The 16,161-nt window shown below is 68.1% G+C and carries 15 protein-coding genes; 11 read left to right on the forward strand and 4 right to left on the reverse strand.

Features of this window, described 5'->3' with window-relative positions:
- Positions 1-10: 10 nt before the first annotated feature.
- Positions 11-1,000, forward strand: a complete 990-nt coding sequence (locus ABGB01_RS27795) for a polyprenyl synthetase family protein (RefSeq protein ID WP_347776462.1) — start codon at positions 11-13, stop codon at positions 998-1,000.
- On the opposite strand, the gene rarD is transcribed toward ABGB01_RS27795, so the two are convergent.
- On the reverse strand, positions 976-1,947 hold the full coding sequence (gene rarD / locus ABGB01_RS27800) for an EamA family transporter RarD (protein WP_347776463.1): 972 nt from the start codon (positions 1,945-1,947) through the stop codon (positions 976-978). The genes ABGB01_RS27795 and rarD overlap by 25 nt on opposite strands.
- 121 nt (positions 1,948-2,068) lie before the next feature.
- Here rarD and msrA point away from each other — a divergent pair, with 121 nt between their 5' ends.
- From msrA to ABGB01_RS27825, 5 genes are all read left to right on the forward strand, one after another.
- On the forward strand, positions 2,069-2,731 hold the full coding sequence (gene msrA, locus ABGB01_RS27805; protein WP_347776464.1) for a peptide-methionine (S)-S-oxide reductase MsrA: 663 nt from the start codon (positions 2,069-2,071) through the stop codon (positions 2,729-2,731).
- 637 nt (positions 2,732-3,368) lie between these two features.
- The gene (locus ABGB01_RS27810) at positions 3,369-4,466 is read left to right on the forward strand and encodes an XRE family transcriptional regulator (protein ID WP_347776465.1); all 1,098 of its coding nucleotides are present in this window, start codon (positions 3,369-3,371) and stop codon (positions 4,464-4,466) included.
- Positions 4,463-4,864, forward strand: a complete 402-nt coding sequence (locus ABGB01_RS27815; RefSeq protein WP_347776466.1) for a hypothetical protein — start codon at positions 4,463-4,465, stop codon at positions 4,862-4,864. The genes ABGB01_RS27810 and ABGB01_RS27815 overlap by 4 nt, the downstream gene beginning before the upstream one ends.
- Positions 4,865-5,690: 826 nt before the next feature.
- Positions 5,691-6,713: a PqqD family peptide modification chaperone gene (locus ABGB01_RS27820; RefSeq protein ID WP_347776467.1), complete on the forward strand. Its 1,023-nt coding sequence runs from the start codon at positions 5,691-5,693 to the stop codon at positions 6,711-6,713.
- Positions 6,692-8,002: a hypothetical protein gene (locus ABGB01_RS27825; protein WP_347776468.1), complete on the forward strand. Its 1,311-nt coding sequence runs from the start codon at positions 6,692-6,694 to the stop codon at positions 8,000-8,002. The genes ABGB01_RS27820 and ABGB01_RS27825 overlap by 22 nt, the downstream gene beginning before the upstream one ends.
- Positions 8,003-8,020: 18 nt before the next feature.
- On the opposite strand, the gene ABGB01_RS27830 is transcribed toward ABGB01_RS27825, so the two are convergent.
- Together ABGB01_RS27830 and ABGB01_RS27835 are read right to left on the reverse strand one after the other, a co-directional pair.
- Positions 8,021-9,319 (reverse strand): aspartyl protease family protein, encoded by a 1,299-nt coding sequence (locus ABGB01_RS27830; RefSeq protein WP_347776469.1) that lies wholly within the window; start codon positions 9,317-9,319, stop codon positions 8,021-8,023.
- A gap of 395 nt (positions 9,320-9,714) precedes the next feature.
- On the reverse strand, positions 9,715-10,908 hold the full coding sequence (locus ABGB01_RS27835; protein ID WP_347776470.1) for an ROK family transcriptional regulator: 1,194 nt from the start codon (positions 10,906-10,908) through the stop codon (positions 9,715-9,717).
- 171 nt (positions 10,909-11,079) lie between these two features.
- Between ABGB01_RS27835 and ABGB01_RS27840 the strand changes: the two genes are divergently transcribed.
- Both ABGB01_RS27840 and ABGB01_RS27845 read left to right on the forward strand, forming a co-directional pair.
- Positions 11,080-11,712: a TetR/AcrR family transcriptional regulator gene (locus ABGB01_RS27840; protein WP_347776471.1), complete on the forward strand. Its 633-nt coding sequence runs from the start codon at positions 11,080-11,082 to the stop codon at positions 11,710-11,712.
- Positions 11,713-11,714: 2 nt separating this feature from the next.
- Complete coding sequence (locus tag ABGB01_RS27845) at positions 11,715-12,152, forward strand: thioesterase family protein (RefSeq protein WP_347776472.1); 438 nt, start codon at positions 11,715-11,717, stop codon at positions 12,150-12,152.
- A 368-nt stretch (positions 12,153-12,520) separates the two neighbouring features.
- On the opposite strand, the gene ABGB01_RS27850 is transcribed toward ABGB01_RS27845, so the two are convergent.
- Positions 12,521-13,147, reverse strand: coding sequence for a helix-turn-helix domain-containing protein (locus ABGB01_RS27850; protein ID WP_347776473.1), 627 nt, complete (start codon positions 13,145-13,147; stop codon positions 12,521-12,523).
- 76 nt (positions 13,148-13,223) lie between these two features.
- On the opposite strand from ABGB01_RS27850, the gene ABGB01_RS27855 reads away from it, so the two are divergent.
- From ABGB01_RS27855 to ABGB01_RS27865, 3 genes are all read left to right on the forward strand, one after another.
- On the forward strand, positions 13,224-14,435 hold the full coding sequence (locus ABGB01_RS27855) for a cytochrome P450 (RefSeq protein WP_347776474.1): 1,212 nt from the start codon (positions 13,224-13,226) through the stop codon (positions 14,433-14,435).
- A gap of 123 nt (positions 14,436-14,558) precedes the next feature.
- Positions 14,559-15,329, forward strand: coding sequence for a class I SAM-dependent methyltransferase (locus ABGB01_RS27860; protein ID WP_347776475.1), 771 nt, complete (start codon positions 14,559-14,561; stop codon positions 15,327-15,329).
- Positions 15,330-15,707: 378 nt separating this feature from the next.
- Positions 15,708-16,127, forward strand: coding sequence for a VOC family protein (locus ABGB01_RS27865; protein WP_347776476.1), 420 nt, complete (start codon positions 15,708-15,710; stop codon positions 16,125-16,127).
- Positions 16,128-16,161 lie beyond the last annotated feature (34 nt).

A 16,161-nucleotide genomic window follows, 5' to 3' on the forward strand; every position in this document is an offset into this window, starting at 1 on the left:
GGGATCCCGTATGTCCGCGCCTCCCGTGGTTGACCTTCCCATTGAGGACGAGCGGTTGGCGCAGGACGTGGCCAACGGACTGGCCGCGGTCGAGAAGCTGCTGCGCTCGTCCGTGGAGAGCGAGGACGCCTTCGTCACGGAGGCGTCCAAGCATCTCATCGAGGCCGGTGGCAAGCGGTTCAGGACGCTGATGGTGTTGCTGGCCGCGCAGTTCGGCGACCCGTCCGCGCCGGGTGTGGTGCCCGGCGCGGTCGTGATCGAGCTGACCCACCTGGGCTCGCTCTACCACGACGACGTCATGGACGAGGCCCCGGTGCGCCGGGGCACGCCCTCCGCCAACGCCCGGTGGGACAACACCGTGGCGATCCTCACCGGCGACTACCTGTTCGCCCAGGCCTCCGACATCCTGGCCGACCTGGGTCCCGAGCTGATCCGCATCCAGGCCCAGACGTTCTCCCGCCTCGTCCAGGGGCAGATCCGCGAGACCATCGGCCCGCGCGACGACGAGGATCCGGTCGGCCACTACCTCAGCGTGCTGGCCGACAAGACGGGCTCGCTGATCGCCGCCTCGGGCCGCTTCGGCGCGCTGCTGTCCGGGGCTGCCGCGGACGTGGAGGAGCGGCTCAGCCGCGCGTGCGAGGCCATCGGGGTGGCCTGGCAACTCGGCGACGACCTGCTCGACGTGGCCTCCACCGGGGCGGAGTCGGGCAAGACGCCGGGCACCGACCTGCGCGAGGGCGTCAGGACCCTTCCGGTCCTGTACGCGCTGGCCTCGGGGGAGACGTCCCGGCTGACCTCGTTGTTGTCGGGGCCGGTCGCCGAGGAAGAGGTCGAGGAGGCGCTGACGCTGCTGCGGGCGCATCCGGGGATGGCGCGGGCGCGGGCCGAGCTGGAGTCCTGGGTGGACCAGGCCCGTGCCGACATTTTCGGCCTTCCCGACATCCCCGCCAAGAATGCATTTTTGGCGCTATGTGACTACGTGGTGGAGCGCAGCGGCTGATCGCCCGCCGCGCCGCCCGCCGGACCGCCTGCCGGTTCGCCCGCCAGGGCGGCCGATCTCCTGAGCCGGGCGGCCGCACGCGCCGCCCTGAGGCTGTCGTACGTGAAGACCGCCAGCGCCACCCAGACGATCGCGAAGCCGATCCACCTGCTGGGCGGCATGACCTCCTGCACGATCAGCACGCCGCACGCGAACTGCAGGATCGGCGCGATGTACTGCAGCAGCCCGATGGTGCTCAACGGCACACTGATGGCCGCCGCCCCGAAGCAGATCAGCGGCACGGCCGTGACCAGCCCCGCGCTCGCCAGCAGCACCGCGTGCCAGACGCCCTCGGTCCCGAACGTCGCCGCGCCGGTGCCCTGCAGGAAGAGCAGATAGCCGAGGGCAGGCAGGAGCAGGACCAGCGTCTCCACGGCCAGGCTCTCGGTCGCGGCCACGTTGGCCCGCTTCTTGACCAGCCCGTACGCGCCGAAGCTCATCCCCAGCGTCAGGGCGATCCACGGCGGGCGCCCGTAGTCGACCGTCAGCACGAGCACGGCCAGCGCCCCGAACCCGACCGCAGCCCACTGCAACGGCCGTAGCCGCTCCCGCAGCAGCACCACCCCGAACAACACGTTGACGAGAGGGCTGATGAAGTACCCCAGGGCGCTCTCGACCACGTGCCCGGTGTTCACCGCGTAGATGTAGGTGCCCCAGTTGACGGTGATCACGATGGCGGCGAGGCTCAGCAGGCCGAGCTTCCCCGGCCGGCGGGCCAGCTCCCTGAACCACGACCAGTGCCTGCGCACGGCCAGCACGGCGGCGACGGCCACCAGCGACCACACCATCCGGTGCGCCAGGATCTCCACGGCGCCCGAGGGCTTCAGAAGGGGCCAGTAGAGCGGGAACAGACCCCACATGGTGTAGGCGGCGACCCCGAACAGTACGCCGCGCCGAAGGTCAGGCATGTACCCCAGTTTCGGGCATTACCACCTTTAAACACAAACGTGTTCCTCTATAGGGAATTATGCAGGATCTCTTAAGTGTTGGCGGGTATGTAGGCTGAGGGAAGACCTCTGGAGGTGCGTGATGGGCTGGCTGTTCGGCGGCAACAAGACATCGATGGTCCGACCGGAGGACGCCCTGCCGGGACGCGCGGAGCCCATGCCCGTGCCGGACCGCCACGCCGTCCTCGACGCCCCCCTCGCCCCGCCGTACGCACCGGGGCTGGAGGTCGCCGACTTCGGCCTCGGCTGCTTCTGGGGCGCCGAGCGCATCTTCTGGCAGACCCCGGGCGTCGTCACGACGGCCGCCGGCTACCAGGGCGGCCACACCCCCAACCCGACGTACGACGAGGTCTGCAGCGGCCTCACCGGGCACGCCGAGGTCGTCAGGGTCGTCTTCGACCCGGCGAAGGTGTCGTACGAAGAGCTTTTGAAGGTCTTCTGGGAGGCCCACGACCCGACGCAGGGCATGCGCCAGGGCAACGACGTCGGCACCCAATACCGTTCGGCCATCTACTACCACTCCCCGGAGCAGCAGAAGGCCGCCGAGGCGTCGCGCGACGCCTACCAGAAGGTGCTCAAGCAGTCCGGCTACGACGCCATCACGACCGAGCTCGCCCCCGCGGGGCCCTTCTACTTCGCCGAGGACTATCACCAGCAATATCTGTACAAAGTGCCCAACGGATATTGCGGCATCGGCGGCACGGGCGTCACCTGCCCCGTCGGCCTGACCTCAGGGGAGGCGTAGACCCGCGGGGATAGCTAGTCCCTGGCCCATGGTCGCCCGGTAGGTCCGGTGTCGATCATGGGCCAGAGTCGTCTTGGCGACCACCTTCACCACAGGTTCAAGGGCAGCTCGCCTAGATGGTTGATTCCAAGGGATGGAGATCAGCTGTTTGGCTGCGGACATGAGCGAAAGCGTTCACGATCCGTTTGTGACGACAGAACTGAACACCCTCGCGGCTTCCGGAACAGTGCCACTCGCTCACTGTCACCGTTGTCTCCGGGGCTCCATACGGTATCTCCAGTCCCTCGCTGTTCGGGAACGTCCCGACTCCGTTGACGGCGGATGGCTGGGATTTCCCGAACGACGTACCGAGGGCGATCGCCGGCGCGGTGCCGGGGCTCCGTTGTCTGTGGCCAGAAGAGGTATGGCTGCGCTCCGGCGATCAGCGACGAGAGCATGTGAGTCATGCGCAGTTCGGCGTAGCGAAGGGCGACTCGGTGGGCGGCGCGGGCAGGCCAGGTAAAGGGTGCACGCCGACCTGATCGATCAAGCCGGACGGACCCAGGCATGGCAAAGGGAAGGGAGGCAATCGGGGTCATGATGCCCAGGATTCGGCTTCGCCCTCGCACGTTCCCAGCGCCTGTGCGATTATCGCACCATGAAGGATCCGGGAGAGTGGCTGGACGTTGGTGAGCGCGTGCGTGAGTGCCGTATGGCTGCCGACATGTCCCAGGAGGAGCTGGCGTCGGCGCTGAAGCTCGACCGGACCATGATCGCAAAGATCGAGCGAGGCGTTCGCCGTGTCGACGCGCTCGAACTCGCGAAGCTGTCGGCAGTTCTCCAGGTACCCCTGGGCTATCTTCTTAAGCCCCCGCCTTCGGTCGTGTCCCGTCGCGCAGAGTTGGTCGACGACACCGTGACGGACGCGACGCGCCAATCTCACCGCTTGGAAGTCGCTCTCTCGACGTGGTTGACCGACATCCGACAGCTCGTCGAGATGAGAGCGTTCAATCCTCCTGAGATAGAACGTTGCCCAGAGGATGTACGGGACGCATCGAGCGCCCGCCGTGCCGCCGTATGGGCACGAGACCGTCTAGGTCACGGCGTTGAGCCAATCGATTCACTCATGAGCGTCTGCGAACGGCTTGGGCAGATGGTCGCGGTGGTCGAGGCTCCGGGTGATGGAGCCTCGTTGATCGATGACGATCTCGCTGTGGCAGTTGTCAGCAGGCATGGTGATCCTGGTCGCCGGCGCGCGACCGCGGCTCATGAGTTGGGGCACCTAATCGTCGGAGACGAGTACTCCACAGACATAGGAATCCATGTTTCTCGTGATGAAAGAGAATCCGTCATAGACGCGTTCGCTGCGGAGCTTCTTCTCCCGGTCGCGGCGTTCAGCAGCGTCGTTCGCTCAGGCGAGAGGGCGAAGCGCGAGGACTTGGTGGTCGTGGCCGCGCGCTTCAGGACCTCCTGGTCATTGACTGTACGGCAAGCCGTCGCAGCCGAAGTCATCGATAGGAGTGCCGCCAATGAGTTGCGCCGGAGAAATCCGACGCGCGGGGAATTGATGGAAGCGGTGGGATGGGCGCCTCAACCCGACTTGGAAATGGTTCGAGTGCCTCCGAGCTTCGCGCATGCAGTCATGGAATCCTACAAGAGGTCGCTCATAACGGAATCTCGGGCGGTCGAACTCATGCGGGGTCAGATCGTGGCGACCGACCTGCCGGTGTGTGATGATGCGGATCTCGACCTGTGAGCAGCGCTGAGCCAGACCACGTCTTGGTGTTCGACGCCATGTGTTTGAATCATTTCGCTCGCGCGGAACGTTTGGACGTGTTGCGTGATCTTCTCGTGAGCGCCGCGTGCTTGACGACGCACGTCGTTCGGGAAGAGATACGAACGGGAGTGAAGGCGCACCCGCTCCTGCAGGCCGTGCTTGACGCAGACTGGCTTGGGCTGGCGAGGCTCGATTCTCTGGAAGAGATCAGGTGTTTTGCCAAGTGGGTACAGCGCATCGGGTCTTCGGAGCGCGATTTGGGGGAGGCCAGTGTGTTCTCCGCGGCCGAACTCTCCGGGGGGATCGCCATCACAGACGATCGGCAAGCCGTGGCGGTGGGGAGGGCTCATGGCCTGGAGGTCCACGGCACCGTGTAACTTCTTGCCTGTGCGATCCGGGATGGGAAGCTCAGCGAAGTGGCTGCCGGAAACATCGTGGATGCTTTGAGCGCGACAGGAATGCGTTTGCCATGTACAGGCCCGACTTTCGGGCCTTGTATCCGTCGCAACGGTGGCGCTTGATTCTTCTTCAGGTCAGCTCGCCGCGATCGCTGTGTTCGTGGATGGTTCTCATTGTGGCCCGGAAATATACGCGTCGCCCAACCTTCAGAGGAGCCCTTATTGTTGCGGGAAGCGGAGCGCTACCACCAGCAGTACCTATTTGAGGTGCCGTATGCGTGCTGCGGCATCGGCGGCACCGGGGTCTCCTGCCCGGCCGGTCTCACCGTCGGCGACGCGTAGGCATACGTAGCGGCCGGTCCTCACGCGGAGCGGGGATCGGCCTGACGCTGGGCGTCCCCTCGAAACGGGGTGTACGGGAAGCGGTCGGTGGCAGGTCCGTAAGTTACGGAACGTGTTGGATTCGCACCAAACATGATCTATCGCTCAGATCGTCATATAGGTAACATCACTGATCATCGGCAGCTTCCGACCCACATGGGAGGCAGCATGGAGAAGCCTGATCAGGTAACCGACGACAAGAAGGCCACCAAGAAGATCAAGCTCGAGATCAAGCGACTTGAGAAGGTCGAGACGACCGGGCTGCGTGAGGGTGGCTGATCTCTGAGAGATCAGTCGGCCGGTCAGGGCTCTCCTGACCGGCTTCCTACGTCTTGTGACCTGGAAGGTTCTCGTGCGCGTCCCCCGCGTCAAACGCGTTCATCAGCCCATGACCCTGCCTGGTGATCGCATCATGATCGGCCTCATGCAGCAGGGCATATCCTCCGAGATCCAGGATGACGAGGAGGGCTCGATAGCCCGTCTGATCGTCCTGATGGACGGCACGCGCACGGTCGACGAGATCTGCGCCGCCTTCGCCGAAACCCATCCCGACGTCGATGAGCAGGACGTACGCGAGGTCATCGACGGACTGATCGCCAACGGGTTCGTCGAGGACGCCGGCGCGCCGCTGCCGGCGAATCTCACCGAACGCGAGGCCGGGCGCTACGAGCCGGCCAGGAACTACTTCGCCTGGATCGACCCGGTTCCGCGGAGCTCGCCGTACGAGGTCCAGTCAGGGATCAAGGGCGCCACGGTCTGTCTGCTCGGCATCGGCGGCACGGGTTCGGCCGTGGCGGCGGGGCTGGTCTCCAGCGGCATCGGGGCTCTCCACCTGGCCGACTTCGACACCATCGAGGAAGCCAACCTCACGCGCCAGCTTCTCTACACCGAGGCGGACATCGGCCGTCCCAAGCTCGATGTCGCCGTCGAGCGCCTGCGCCAGATGAACAGCCTGGTCAAGGTCACCGGCAGCACCGTCAAGGCCGGCGGATCGAACGACATTGAGAAGCTGATGAACGAGTGTGACGTGTTCGTCCTGTGTGCGGACGAGCCCCACCCGGACATCATGTTCTGGACCAACGACGCCGCGCTGCGTACAGGTACGCCGTGGTTCGTCAGCTTCTACACCGGGCCGATGGCCGTCGTCGGATCCCTGATCCCGCACCAGACCGGGTGCTGGATGTGCCTGCGGCGCCAGGAGGACCAGCGCGAGTTCAAGGCTCACGGTCGCTCGCTCACGGAGGAACGGCCCAACGCCGTGATCGCGGCCAGTGCCAACATCAGCGGGCATCTGTGCGCCCTCGAGGTGATGTACCACCTCGGTGGCCTGCCCACACAGGCCCGCGGCCGTGTCTTCCACTGGAACTACGGCATGTGGGACCACTCGTACCACATCGACATCCCGCACTACGACGACTGCCCGGCGTGCGGAGCCGGACCGTCGTGACCGCGGCGCCGATCACCGCCGAGAGCCTTGTCAGCTTCCACCGGCTGATCATCCGCCCGGACGACGACGATCCGGATGCCGTGGTGGTGGGCAGGGCGGAGATCGGCGAGTTCATCGAACTGCCCGCCGTCTACGGTGAGGCCATCCGGCTCCTGCGCGAGAGCCTGCCGGTCAGCGCCGTGGAGCAGCGTCTGGCGGACGAGCAGGACGTGGAGATCGACGTCGCCGAACTCGTGGAGGCGCTGACGGAGCTGGGCTTCGTGGCGTCCGTGGACGAGCACCGGCTGCCCGATCCCCGTACGGACGCTCCGCCTGTCCATTTCCCGTGGCTGACCGACCGTCACGTGAGCTGGATGTTCAGCCGTCCGATGAAGCTCGCGTGGTTGCTGGTCGTGGGCGCGGCGCTGGTCACGCTGGTGGGCAGGCCCGACCTGCTGCCGCACTACGCGGACTTCTTCTGGGGCGAGTACGTCGGGCTCACGGTGCTGGTCAACACCGCGATGGTGTCGGTGACGCTCAGCACGCACGAGATGATGCACCTCATGGCGGCCCGGTCACTCGGCGTGCCGGGGCGCATCGGTTTCGGTACCCGGCTGCACAACCTCGTCGTCCAGACCGACGTCACCGGGGTGTGGGGGGTGCCCAGACGATCCCGGTACCGCGTCTACCTGGCGGGGATGGCCTGGGACTTCCTCCTCATGGCGTCTCTGACCCTGCTGGTCGCCCACGTGGCCCTGCCGTCACTGGTGCAAGCTCTGTTCCAGGCGCTGGTCGTGGCCGTGCTCATGACCATCCCGTTCCAGCTCCAGGTCTACATGCGCACGGATCTGTACTACGTCCTTCGCGACCTGCTGCGTACCCGCAACCTCTTCGACGACGGACTCGCCTTCGCCCGCTACCTACGCGCGAGGGCGGTCGCGCGCCTGCGCCGGCGCCCTTGCCCGGTCGAGGATCCCACCGGTGAACTCGCGCCTCACGAGCGGCGGGCCACCCGCGTCTATTCCGTCTTCCTGGTCATCGGCGCCACGGTGTCGCTCACCGCGTTCGCGCTGTTCGCCGCCCCGATCGCGATCGTCGCGCTGGTCCGCGCGCTCGGCGCCATCGTCGACGCCTTCAACGGCGGTTCGGTACTGCCGGCGCTGGACTCCGCTCTTCTCCTCCTCATCGAGGGCGCCATTCAGGCCCTCTTCGTGGTGACCTTCGTTCGCAACCATCGGCACTGGTTCCGCCGGCGCCGCTCGGCACCGGCCTCTCCTGAGCCGGCCGGCCTGACCTCCGGCGAGGCGTAGACCTGCGGAGACCCGCGATCAGGTGGCCTTGCCGCGGGCGATGTAGACGTTCATGCCGGTGAAGTCGAGGGTGATGTTGTACGGCTTGTAGAAGCTGTGGAAGAAGGTGACCGGCACGTCGAACCCGAGGGGGGCGAGTGCGGACTCCGGGTGCGTGTTGCAGTAGATGTTGTGGGCGGTGGCGCTGCCGAGGCGGATCTCCTTCGGATAGCAAGGGTAGGTGACCGCTGGGTGGCTGTGAGCGTGAGTCCTGATGGGGCGGTCGTAGTCGGTGCGGATCCGCAACTGTTCGGCCGTATCCCCGTGCATGACCGCGGCGGCCTCGCTGCCTCCGCCGATGGGCAAGGCCACCACGCGCGGGCCTGAGCCGGCGACGCTGCCCCTGCTGTGGACCGTGTGCTCACGGGCCAGCCACAGCGGCAGGGGCTCTGCGCCCGCCCGTTCGGCGGCGGCGCGCGCCTGCCTGGCCGCTTCTGGGGTGTTGCGCCGCAGGATCAGCGATCGGCCCGCGTAGTCGAAGGTGGTCAGCAGGTGGTAGAAGACCCACGTGCCGATCATGCCGTCGTTGCCGGTGTCGACATCTCCGCCCGACTCCGACTCCGACCACGCCACGGGGATGTTACGCAGTTCGATGCCGCCCAGCCTGAACGAGTCCAGCACCCCGAAGTACTGCCATATGGTGCCGTCCAGATAATCGATCTTCTGACTGGCGACGGGGCTCAACCCGGCCTCCCTGGCCACCGTCGAGGACAGGCCCAGCCATGGGGAGCCGGTGTAGAACGTGAAGCGTTTTGACGGTCCACCGTTGACCGAGGCCTCCACCAGCGGTTTCGGGTCCATCTGCTGCCAGGGCAGCCGCGCGATGTCGCCGTGGATCTGGTACGGCTCGTCGCGGACCGCCGCGAACCACGTGGCGAAGACGTCCCTGCCGGCCGCTTGCCAGTGTGGTGCGGCGAGGGCGAACTTGTCCTGCCGGATGTAGCAGTCGGCCAGGAACCGGTTGGCATCCTTGTCGCCGGGTGCGAGCCCGATGGCCATCTTGAGGTATTTCTCGGCTTCGGGGAACCGGTTGGCCAGTAGCCCGACGTAGCCGCGCCGGCGGGCCGCGTTCAGGTTCGCGGGGTCTGCTCTCAGGATCTCCTCGTACGCGCGCCCGGCCTGCTCGAACCTCCCCGCCTTGAACAGCGCGTCCGCGTCACCACTGCGGGCTCGGGCCGTGGCCGCCCCGCCCAGCAGCGGTGCGGTCGCGGTGGCACCGGCCAGCACGGTGGCGCCCCGCAGCAGGGAACGCCGGTCCCATCTTCCGCGTTCAACCACGCCTTTCTCCTTTACGTCGATCGTCGTCCGCTGCGCCTCGCCGTCCGGCGGACGGTCACAGCAGTTCCTGCCGGTTCGGCTCGCCCCGCTCGGTGAGGGCGACGCCGTAGTTGCTGGGGGCGTCCGGGCCGCCGACGTCGACCCGACGCGGGCGGCCCGGGACGGGTGGTCTCGTGCCGGGCCAGCCGGTGCAAGCCCCTCCCACGCCGACGACAGCCCGTCCCGTACTCTCCCGCCGTCAACCCCATCCACTGTCGGCCGGCCGTGTCTCCGCCTCGTGCGCCCGGTGTCATCGTCGGGTCACGGTCGCGGCGTCTCGCCGACCCGCCTGCTGCAGGCTCTGCCTGTCGCGGGCGCTCCCAGAGGCGGGCGATGAGAGGGCCGGTGCGACCGCGTCACCTCGTCGTACGGGTGAGCACGCCCAGCGGGTCGGCCAGCAGGTCGGAGAAGCCGAGCTCGGCGGCGCCGACCAGGGTGGCGTCGTCTCCCAGGGCCGCGGTGCGCAGCCTCACCCTTTCGCGGGCGACGGGCAGCACGTTGGCCGCGATGCGGGCGCGCACCTGGGCCGCCGCGCCCGGATACATGTCGCGCAGCATGCCGCCGAAGACGACCATGCCGGGGTTGAAGAGGTTGATGAGGTTGGCCACGCCGATGCCGAGCCAGTCGCCGACCTGGTGCAGCGCCTCCTGGGCTGCGGGATCGCCTCGGTCGGCGTCGTCCACCACGGCGCGTACGGCGTCGCGGCCGAACAGGTCGGCGGGCCGGCCGGCGGCGTCGAGGAGCGCCCGCTCGCCGGCCTCCGCCTCCAGGCAACCATGGGAGCCGCATCCGCAGGGACGCCCGTTGTACGGGTTCACCACCATGTGCCCTAGCTCGCACCCGTAGCCGCCGTCGCCGTCCAGCAGCTTGCCGCCCACGATGATGCCGCCGCCCACGCCGACGTCCCCGTGGAGATAGATCAGGTTCTGGAGGCCGGTGCCCGCTCCGCGTTGCTGCTCGGCCAGCGCGCCGAGGTGCGCCTCGTTGCCCACGGACACCGGCAGGCCGAGGCCCAGCCGGCGGCCGAGCTCGGTGCCGAACGCCTGGTCCACCCAGCCCATGTCGGGCCCGAAGCGCACCATGCCGTCACCGGGCCGGATCATGCCGCAGTAGGACGCGCCGACGCCGACGCACACGGAGTCCGGAGGCGCCGTACGGTGCAGCTGGCGGCCGAACCGGGCCAGCACCTCGACCACCCGGTCGAGGTCGGCTCCGGCGCGCGGGCGGACCGCCTCCCTGCGGTCCAGCATGATCCCGCCGAGCGCCACCCGGGCGGCGACCAGCCGGTCCACGGCGACGTCGAAGGCGAGCACGTAGACCTGGCCGGAGTCGGGGCGGACCACCAGCGACGGCCGTCCCGCCCGGCCGGTGTCGGCGGGCAGCTCTTCGCGGACCAGGCCTGCCGTGGCGAGCTCGGTGGTCAGCGCCATGATGGTGCTGCGGTTCAGCCTCATCCGCTCGGCCAGCGCCGTGCGGGAGACCGCGCCGCCCAGGTGCACGTGCCGGAGCAGGGTGCCGGCGTTGTGCCGGCGGATCTCCTCCTGGGCCAACCTGACCTCCGGGATCGTCCCGTTCTCTCGGTGTCTGATCTGGACGATACTCCGGACGACGGCCCCAGGGAGCCCGGCCGTCCTGGCGCCCTTCAGGCGTCTTCGAGACGGGTGCGCGGCGCTGTCGTGAGAGATTTAAGTACGATCGGTCGTTAATGTAGTCTGGACGCCATGACGAATGACGGCCGGCGACTGCGCGGATTGCGCAGCCGTGAGGTGATCTTGGCGCAGGCGGTGGGCCTGGCCTCCGTCGAAGGGCTGGACGGGCTCTCCCTGGGGCGGCTGGCGACGGCTACCGGCACCAGCAAGTCCGGGTTCTTCGCCCACTGGCCGGACAAGGAGCATCTGCAGCTCGACGCCGTGGACTGGGCGGCCCGCCAGTGGACCGAGCACGTGGTGGCGCCCGCCCTGCGGGCTCCGGCGGGCGTGCGGCGGCTGTTCGCGCTGCACGAGGCGCGCCTGAAGTTCTACAAGGACGGCGTGCTGCCCGGCGGGTGTTTCTTCTTCACCGCGCAGGTCGAGTTCGACGACCGTCCCGGTCCGGTGCACGACCGCGTCGCCCGGGCCATGGGCGAGTGGCAGGAGTTCATCCGGCGGCAGGTGACGGAGGCGATCGCGCTGGGCGAGCTGGCCCAGGGTGTGGACCCGGCCCAGCTCGCCTACGAGATCGACGCGCTCGGCGAGATGGTCGTCATCCACTCCCGCCTGCTCGAGGGCCAGGAATCCCTCGTCCGCGCCCGCCGCGCCGTCCTGCAGCGCCTACGTGCCCTCTGCCCCGACCCTGAGCTACTCCCGGAGGATTGACGATGATGGAAGCCGGTGTGCACGAGCCCGTCCAGGTGCACTTCGATGATCTCGACGCCATGGGCCTGTTGCACAACTCCCGCTATGCCCTGCTGGTCGAGCGGGCGATCGGCGCCTACTGGCAGCGGCTCGGCTGGGCCCCTGACCCGGGCCGGTCGGCGTTCAAGGACGTGTTCCTGGCCGTACGCGAGTTCAAGGTGACCTACCACGCGCCCATCGCCGGGGCGGGGGACCTGCTGGTGCACTTCTGGATGGACCGCATGGGGCGCACCAGCGGCGTGTACGGCTTCCGCGTGTTGTCGGCCGATCGTGCGGTTGTGCACGCCGACGGCTACCGCGTCAACGTCAACCTGGACCCGGCCACGCTGAGCCCGGCGCCGTTCAGCGCCGAGTTGCGGGCGGCCGCCGAACCCCTCCTCCGCGCGTCCGCGCCGTGCTGAGGTCGCGCTGGATCCCCGGCCCGGACCTCGGAGTCCCCGGCCCGCTGGTGGCCACCCTGACCGACTACCGCACACCGGCTCCTCGACCTGCCCGGCGTCGCCCGCCGAGGCCGGGCTCTGAGCCGGCTGTGGCCCGCCCTGACCGGCGCGGTCGGCATGTGGCTGTGGGCCGACCTGCCGATGAGCCCTGAACGACAGGCGCCGTAGACCGGCCAGCCCACGCCACGATGGCGTCAGGCGCAGGTGTAGCCGGAAGGGAGGGCGGTGTCGCCGTTCGGGCGGCTCGCCTGGAAGCCGATGCCGGCTGGCGGAGGCTCACGCTCGCCGGGTCCGTGCTCAGAAAGGTTTCGTCAAGGCGGTGGTCAGGGTCACTGTGTCGCGGTCGTGAGGTGGCGGGGGAGCCCGGCCATGGCGACGTCGAGGGCGCGGGTGATGTCCTCGACCAGGGCGGCTCCGTGCCGCCCGTTCTCGATGGCGGCCCGGCCGGCGCCGGCCAGCGCTCCGACCATGGCTCCGATGAGGGCGTGCGCGGTGATGTCGTCGAGCTCGGGGAACGCCCTCCGCAGTGCCTTGGCCCACTCGTGCTGGATGTCGAAGAGCCATCTCAGCGCGATCGCCCGCAATGTCGGCACGGAGAGGGCGAGCTGCGTGCGGATCACGATCAGGTCCTGGTCGGGATCTATGCTCCACCGTCCCGGTTCCAGCATCACGGCGAAGGCCCGCCGCAGCAGGCTCTCCAGCGACTCCCCCGGGCGGGGCGCCGAGGTCAGCGCGCTTATGGCGTCGACCCGCTCGGGATAGTCGGCGAAGACGATGTCCTCTTTCGCGGGGAAGTGCTTGTAGAACGTGGCGGGCGACAACTCGGCGGCCGCGCAGATGTCGGCCACGGTGGTCTGGTCGTATCCCCGCTCCGCGAACAGCCGCAACCCTGTGTGGATCAGGCTCTGTCGCGTGCGCCGCCGCTTGCGTTCCCGCAAGCCGATCTGCTCCGCCATGCGCTCAGCATAGTAGACAGCGTATGAAGGTATGTACTATCTAAAAATAGAGAGTCTCTACTTAGGAGGACGTCGCATGACCGCAGGTCCCGAGACCCGTCCCATGCAACTGCCGACCGCGCGGGAGCATCCCTTCGACCCGCCCACCCCGCTTCGCGACCTCGCCGCCGCGGGACCGCTGCACCCGCTGGCCTTCCCCGACGGCCACATCGGATGGGTGGCGACCAGCCGCGACCTCGCCCGTGTCGTACTGGCCGACCAGCGCTTCAGCGCCCGGCAGGACCTACGCCACCTGCCCTTCGAGAACCCGCTCGGTGAGGACACCGCAGCGCCGATGCTCCCGGGGATGTTCCTCCGCCTCGACCCGCCCGACCACACCCGCTACCGCAGGCTGCTGACGGCCCACTTCACCGTGCGCCGGCTCGACCGGCTGACCCCGCGGATCCAGCAGATCGCCGACGAGTGCCTGGACGCGATGGAGCGGGCGGGCTCCCCGGCCGACCTGGTCCAGCACTTCTCGCTGCCGATCCCCTCGCTGGTGATCTGCGAACTGCTCGGCGTGCCGTACGCCGACCGCGCGGAGTTCCAGGGGGCCACGGCGACGATGGCCAGCCTGGGCTCCTCCAAGGAGGAGTTCATGGCCGCCATGAACCGCCTCTATGGATATTTCCGCCGGCTCGTCGCCGCCAAGCGCGCCGAGCCGGGCGAAGATCTACTCAGCGGGCTCGTCGCCGACAGCGACCTGACCGACGAGGAGATCACCGGTATCGGGTTGCTGCTGCTCATCGCCGGACACGAGACGACCGCCAACATGCTGGCTCTCGGGACCTACGCCCTGCTGCGCCACCCTGAACAGCTCGCCGCCCTGCGCGCCGACCCCGCGCTGATCGACGGCGCGGTCGAGGAACTGCTCCGCTACCTGTCGATCATCCAGTTCGGAGCCCAGCGTACCGCGCTGGAGGACGTCGAACTGGAGGGCGTGACGGTCACGAAGGGGCAGACGGTGGTGATCTCCATTCCGCTGGCCAACCGCGACCCTGAACAGTTCCACGACCCCGACACCCTTGACCTGACCAGATCGTCCGCCGGCCATGTGGGGTTCGGCCACGGCGTGCACCAGTGCCTCGGACAGCAACTGGCCCGGATCGAGATGCGCGTCGCGTACGCGGCGCTGTTCCGCCGATTCCCCGGCCTGCGCCTCGCCGTGCCCGAGGAGGAGCTCGCGATGAAGACCGACATGGCCATCTACGGGGTGCACCGGCTGCCGGTGGCCTTCGATCCCGCCTGAGACCGCCCTGCCGGGCGGGTGCCGCGGCCCGGCGGAAATCCGTTCGACGCCGGGCTCGCGGGCTGCCTACTGTTGACCGCCTGAGCACATTGTCACGGACACGAGCGGGATGGGACGTACGGCATGACGGGAGCGGCGGGGCCGGAGTTCGCTCAGGAGCGCATCTGGGACGCCGAGGCCGCCCAGCGCTATGACACGCCGGGCACCGGCATGTTCGCGCCCGAGGTGCTGGAGCCGACCGTAGGCCGCCTCGCCGAGCTCGCGGGCGACGGGCGGGCGCTCGAGTTCGCCATCGGGACCGGCCGCGTGGCCGTGCCGCTCGTCGAGCGTGGGGTGCCCGTCACCGGCATCGAGCTGTCCAGGCCGATGATCGAGCAGCTGCGTACGAAGGTGGACGAGGCGACGATCCCGGTGGTCACCGGCGACATGGCGACCGCTTCGGCCCCGGGCCCCTACTCCCTCGTCTATCTCGTCTTCAACACGATCTCCAACCTGCTCTCCCAGGCCGAACAGGTCGCGTGCTTCCGCAACGCCGCCCGCCACCTCGAGCCCGGCGGCCGGTTCGTGATCGAATTGTGGGTGCCCGAGCTGCGCAAGCTGCCCCCTGGCCAGCAGGCGACGGTCTTCACCGCCGAGCCCGGCTACATCGGCCTGGACACCTACGACGTGCTGCGCCAGCTGGTCGTGTCGCACCACTTCAGGTTCGACGAGAGCAAACGGGCACAGCTGTTCCGCAGCCCGCACCGCTACATCTGGCCGGCCGAGCTCGACCTCATGGCCCAGCTGGCCGGATTCGAGCTGGAGTCCAGGCACGCCGACTGGGCCGGAGCCGAGTTCACCGCGGAGTCACGTTCGCACGTGTCCGTCTACCGCCTCCCGCTCGGCCGGCCCTGAAGGGGCGCATCCGTTCGCGGTGTGGGCGCCTCCTGTGGAGGACGGTCATGCCGGGGAGGAGACGCCGGTGGACGATCTCCTTCAGGCGTCCTTCCGACGGGTGGGACCCGATCGGGCGCGTGCGGGTTCGTGACGGCCGGCCACCTGCCATCCCGTCATGAAGAATCCGAAACCCTGCGTCTATTATTGGCCCCGGTGGCGATGATCTCCATCACACCCTCATTGTGGGCAGGAATGTCGCGGCCGGCTCAACCGTGCAGGTCATCACCACCAACTTGACGTTAACCACGTGTTTCGCGGAGGCGGAAATTCGTTGGCGGGTGGTTCTGCAGGTGGACAAGGAGCGGTGGGCGGCAGATATTGGAGCAGGAGGTTTTCATGGATGTGCGCCTTGACCATCTCGTCTGCTGGGTTTCCGACCAGCGCAGGTCCCTGCATTTCTACGAGCAGGTGCTCGGGCTGCCCGGGGTGCGGACGGAGGAGTTTCGCGATGGAAAGGCGGCCTTTCCCAGCGTGCGGATCTCGGCTGAGACGATCCTCGATCTCATCGCGTACGACGCCTTAAAAGGGGTCGACGAGCACACGGGGGTGAAGGGTAGTTCCGGACATCCGATCAATCATTTCTGTCTGTCGGTCGGCAGGGAGGATTTCGACGCCCTCCAGGTCCGGCTGAAACAGCACGGAGTGGAGATCTCCGGCACCGCGACCAACATCTTCGGCGCCCAGGGCATCGCCCCCGAGGCGATTTACTTTCCTGATCCCGATGGCAACGTGCTGGAAGTCCGCTATTACGATTGATCGTTTCGGGGAGGCGGCCGGCACGTGCGTCCGC

It is taken from the genome of Nonomuraea sp. B5E05, assembly GCF_039880665.1.
Classification (GTDB): Bacteria; Actinomycetota; Actinomycetes; order Streptosporangiales; family Streptosporangiaceae; genus Nonomuraea.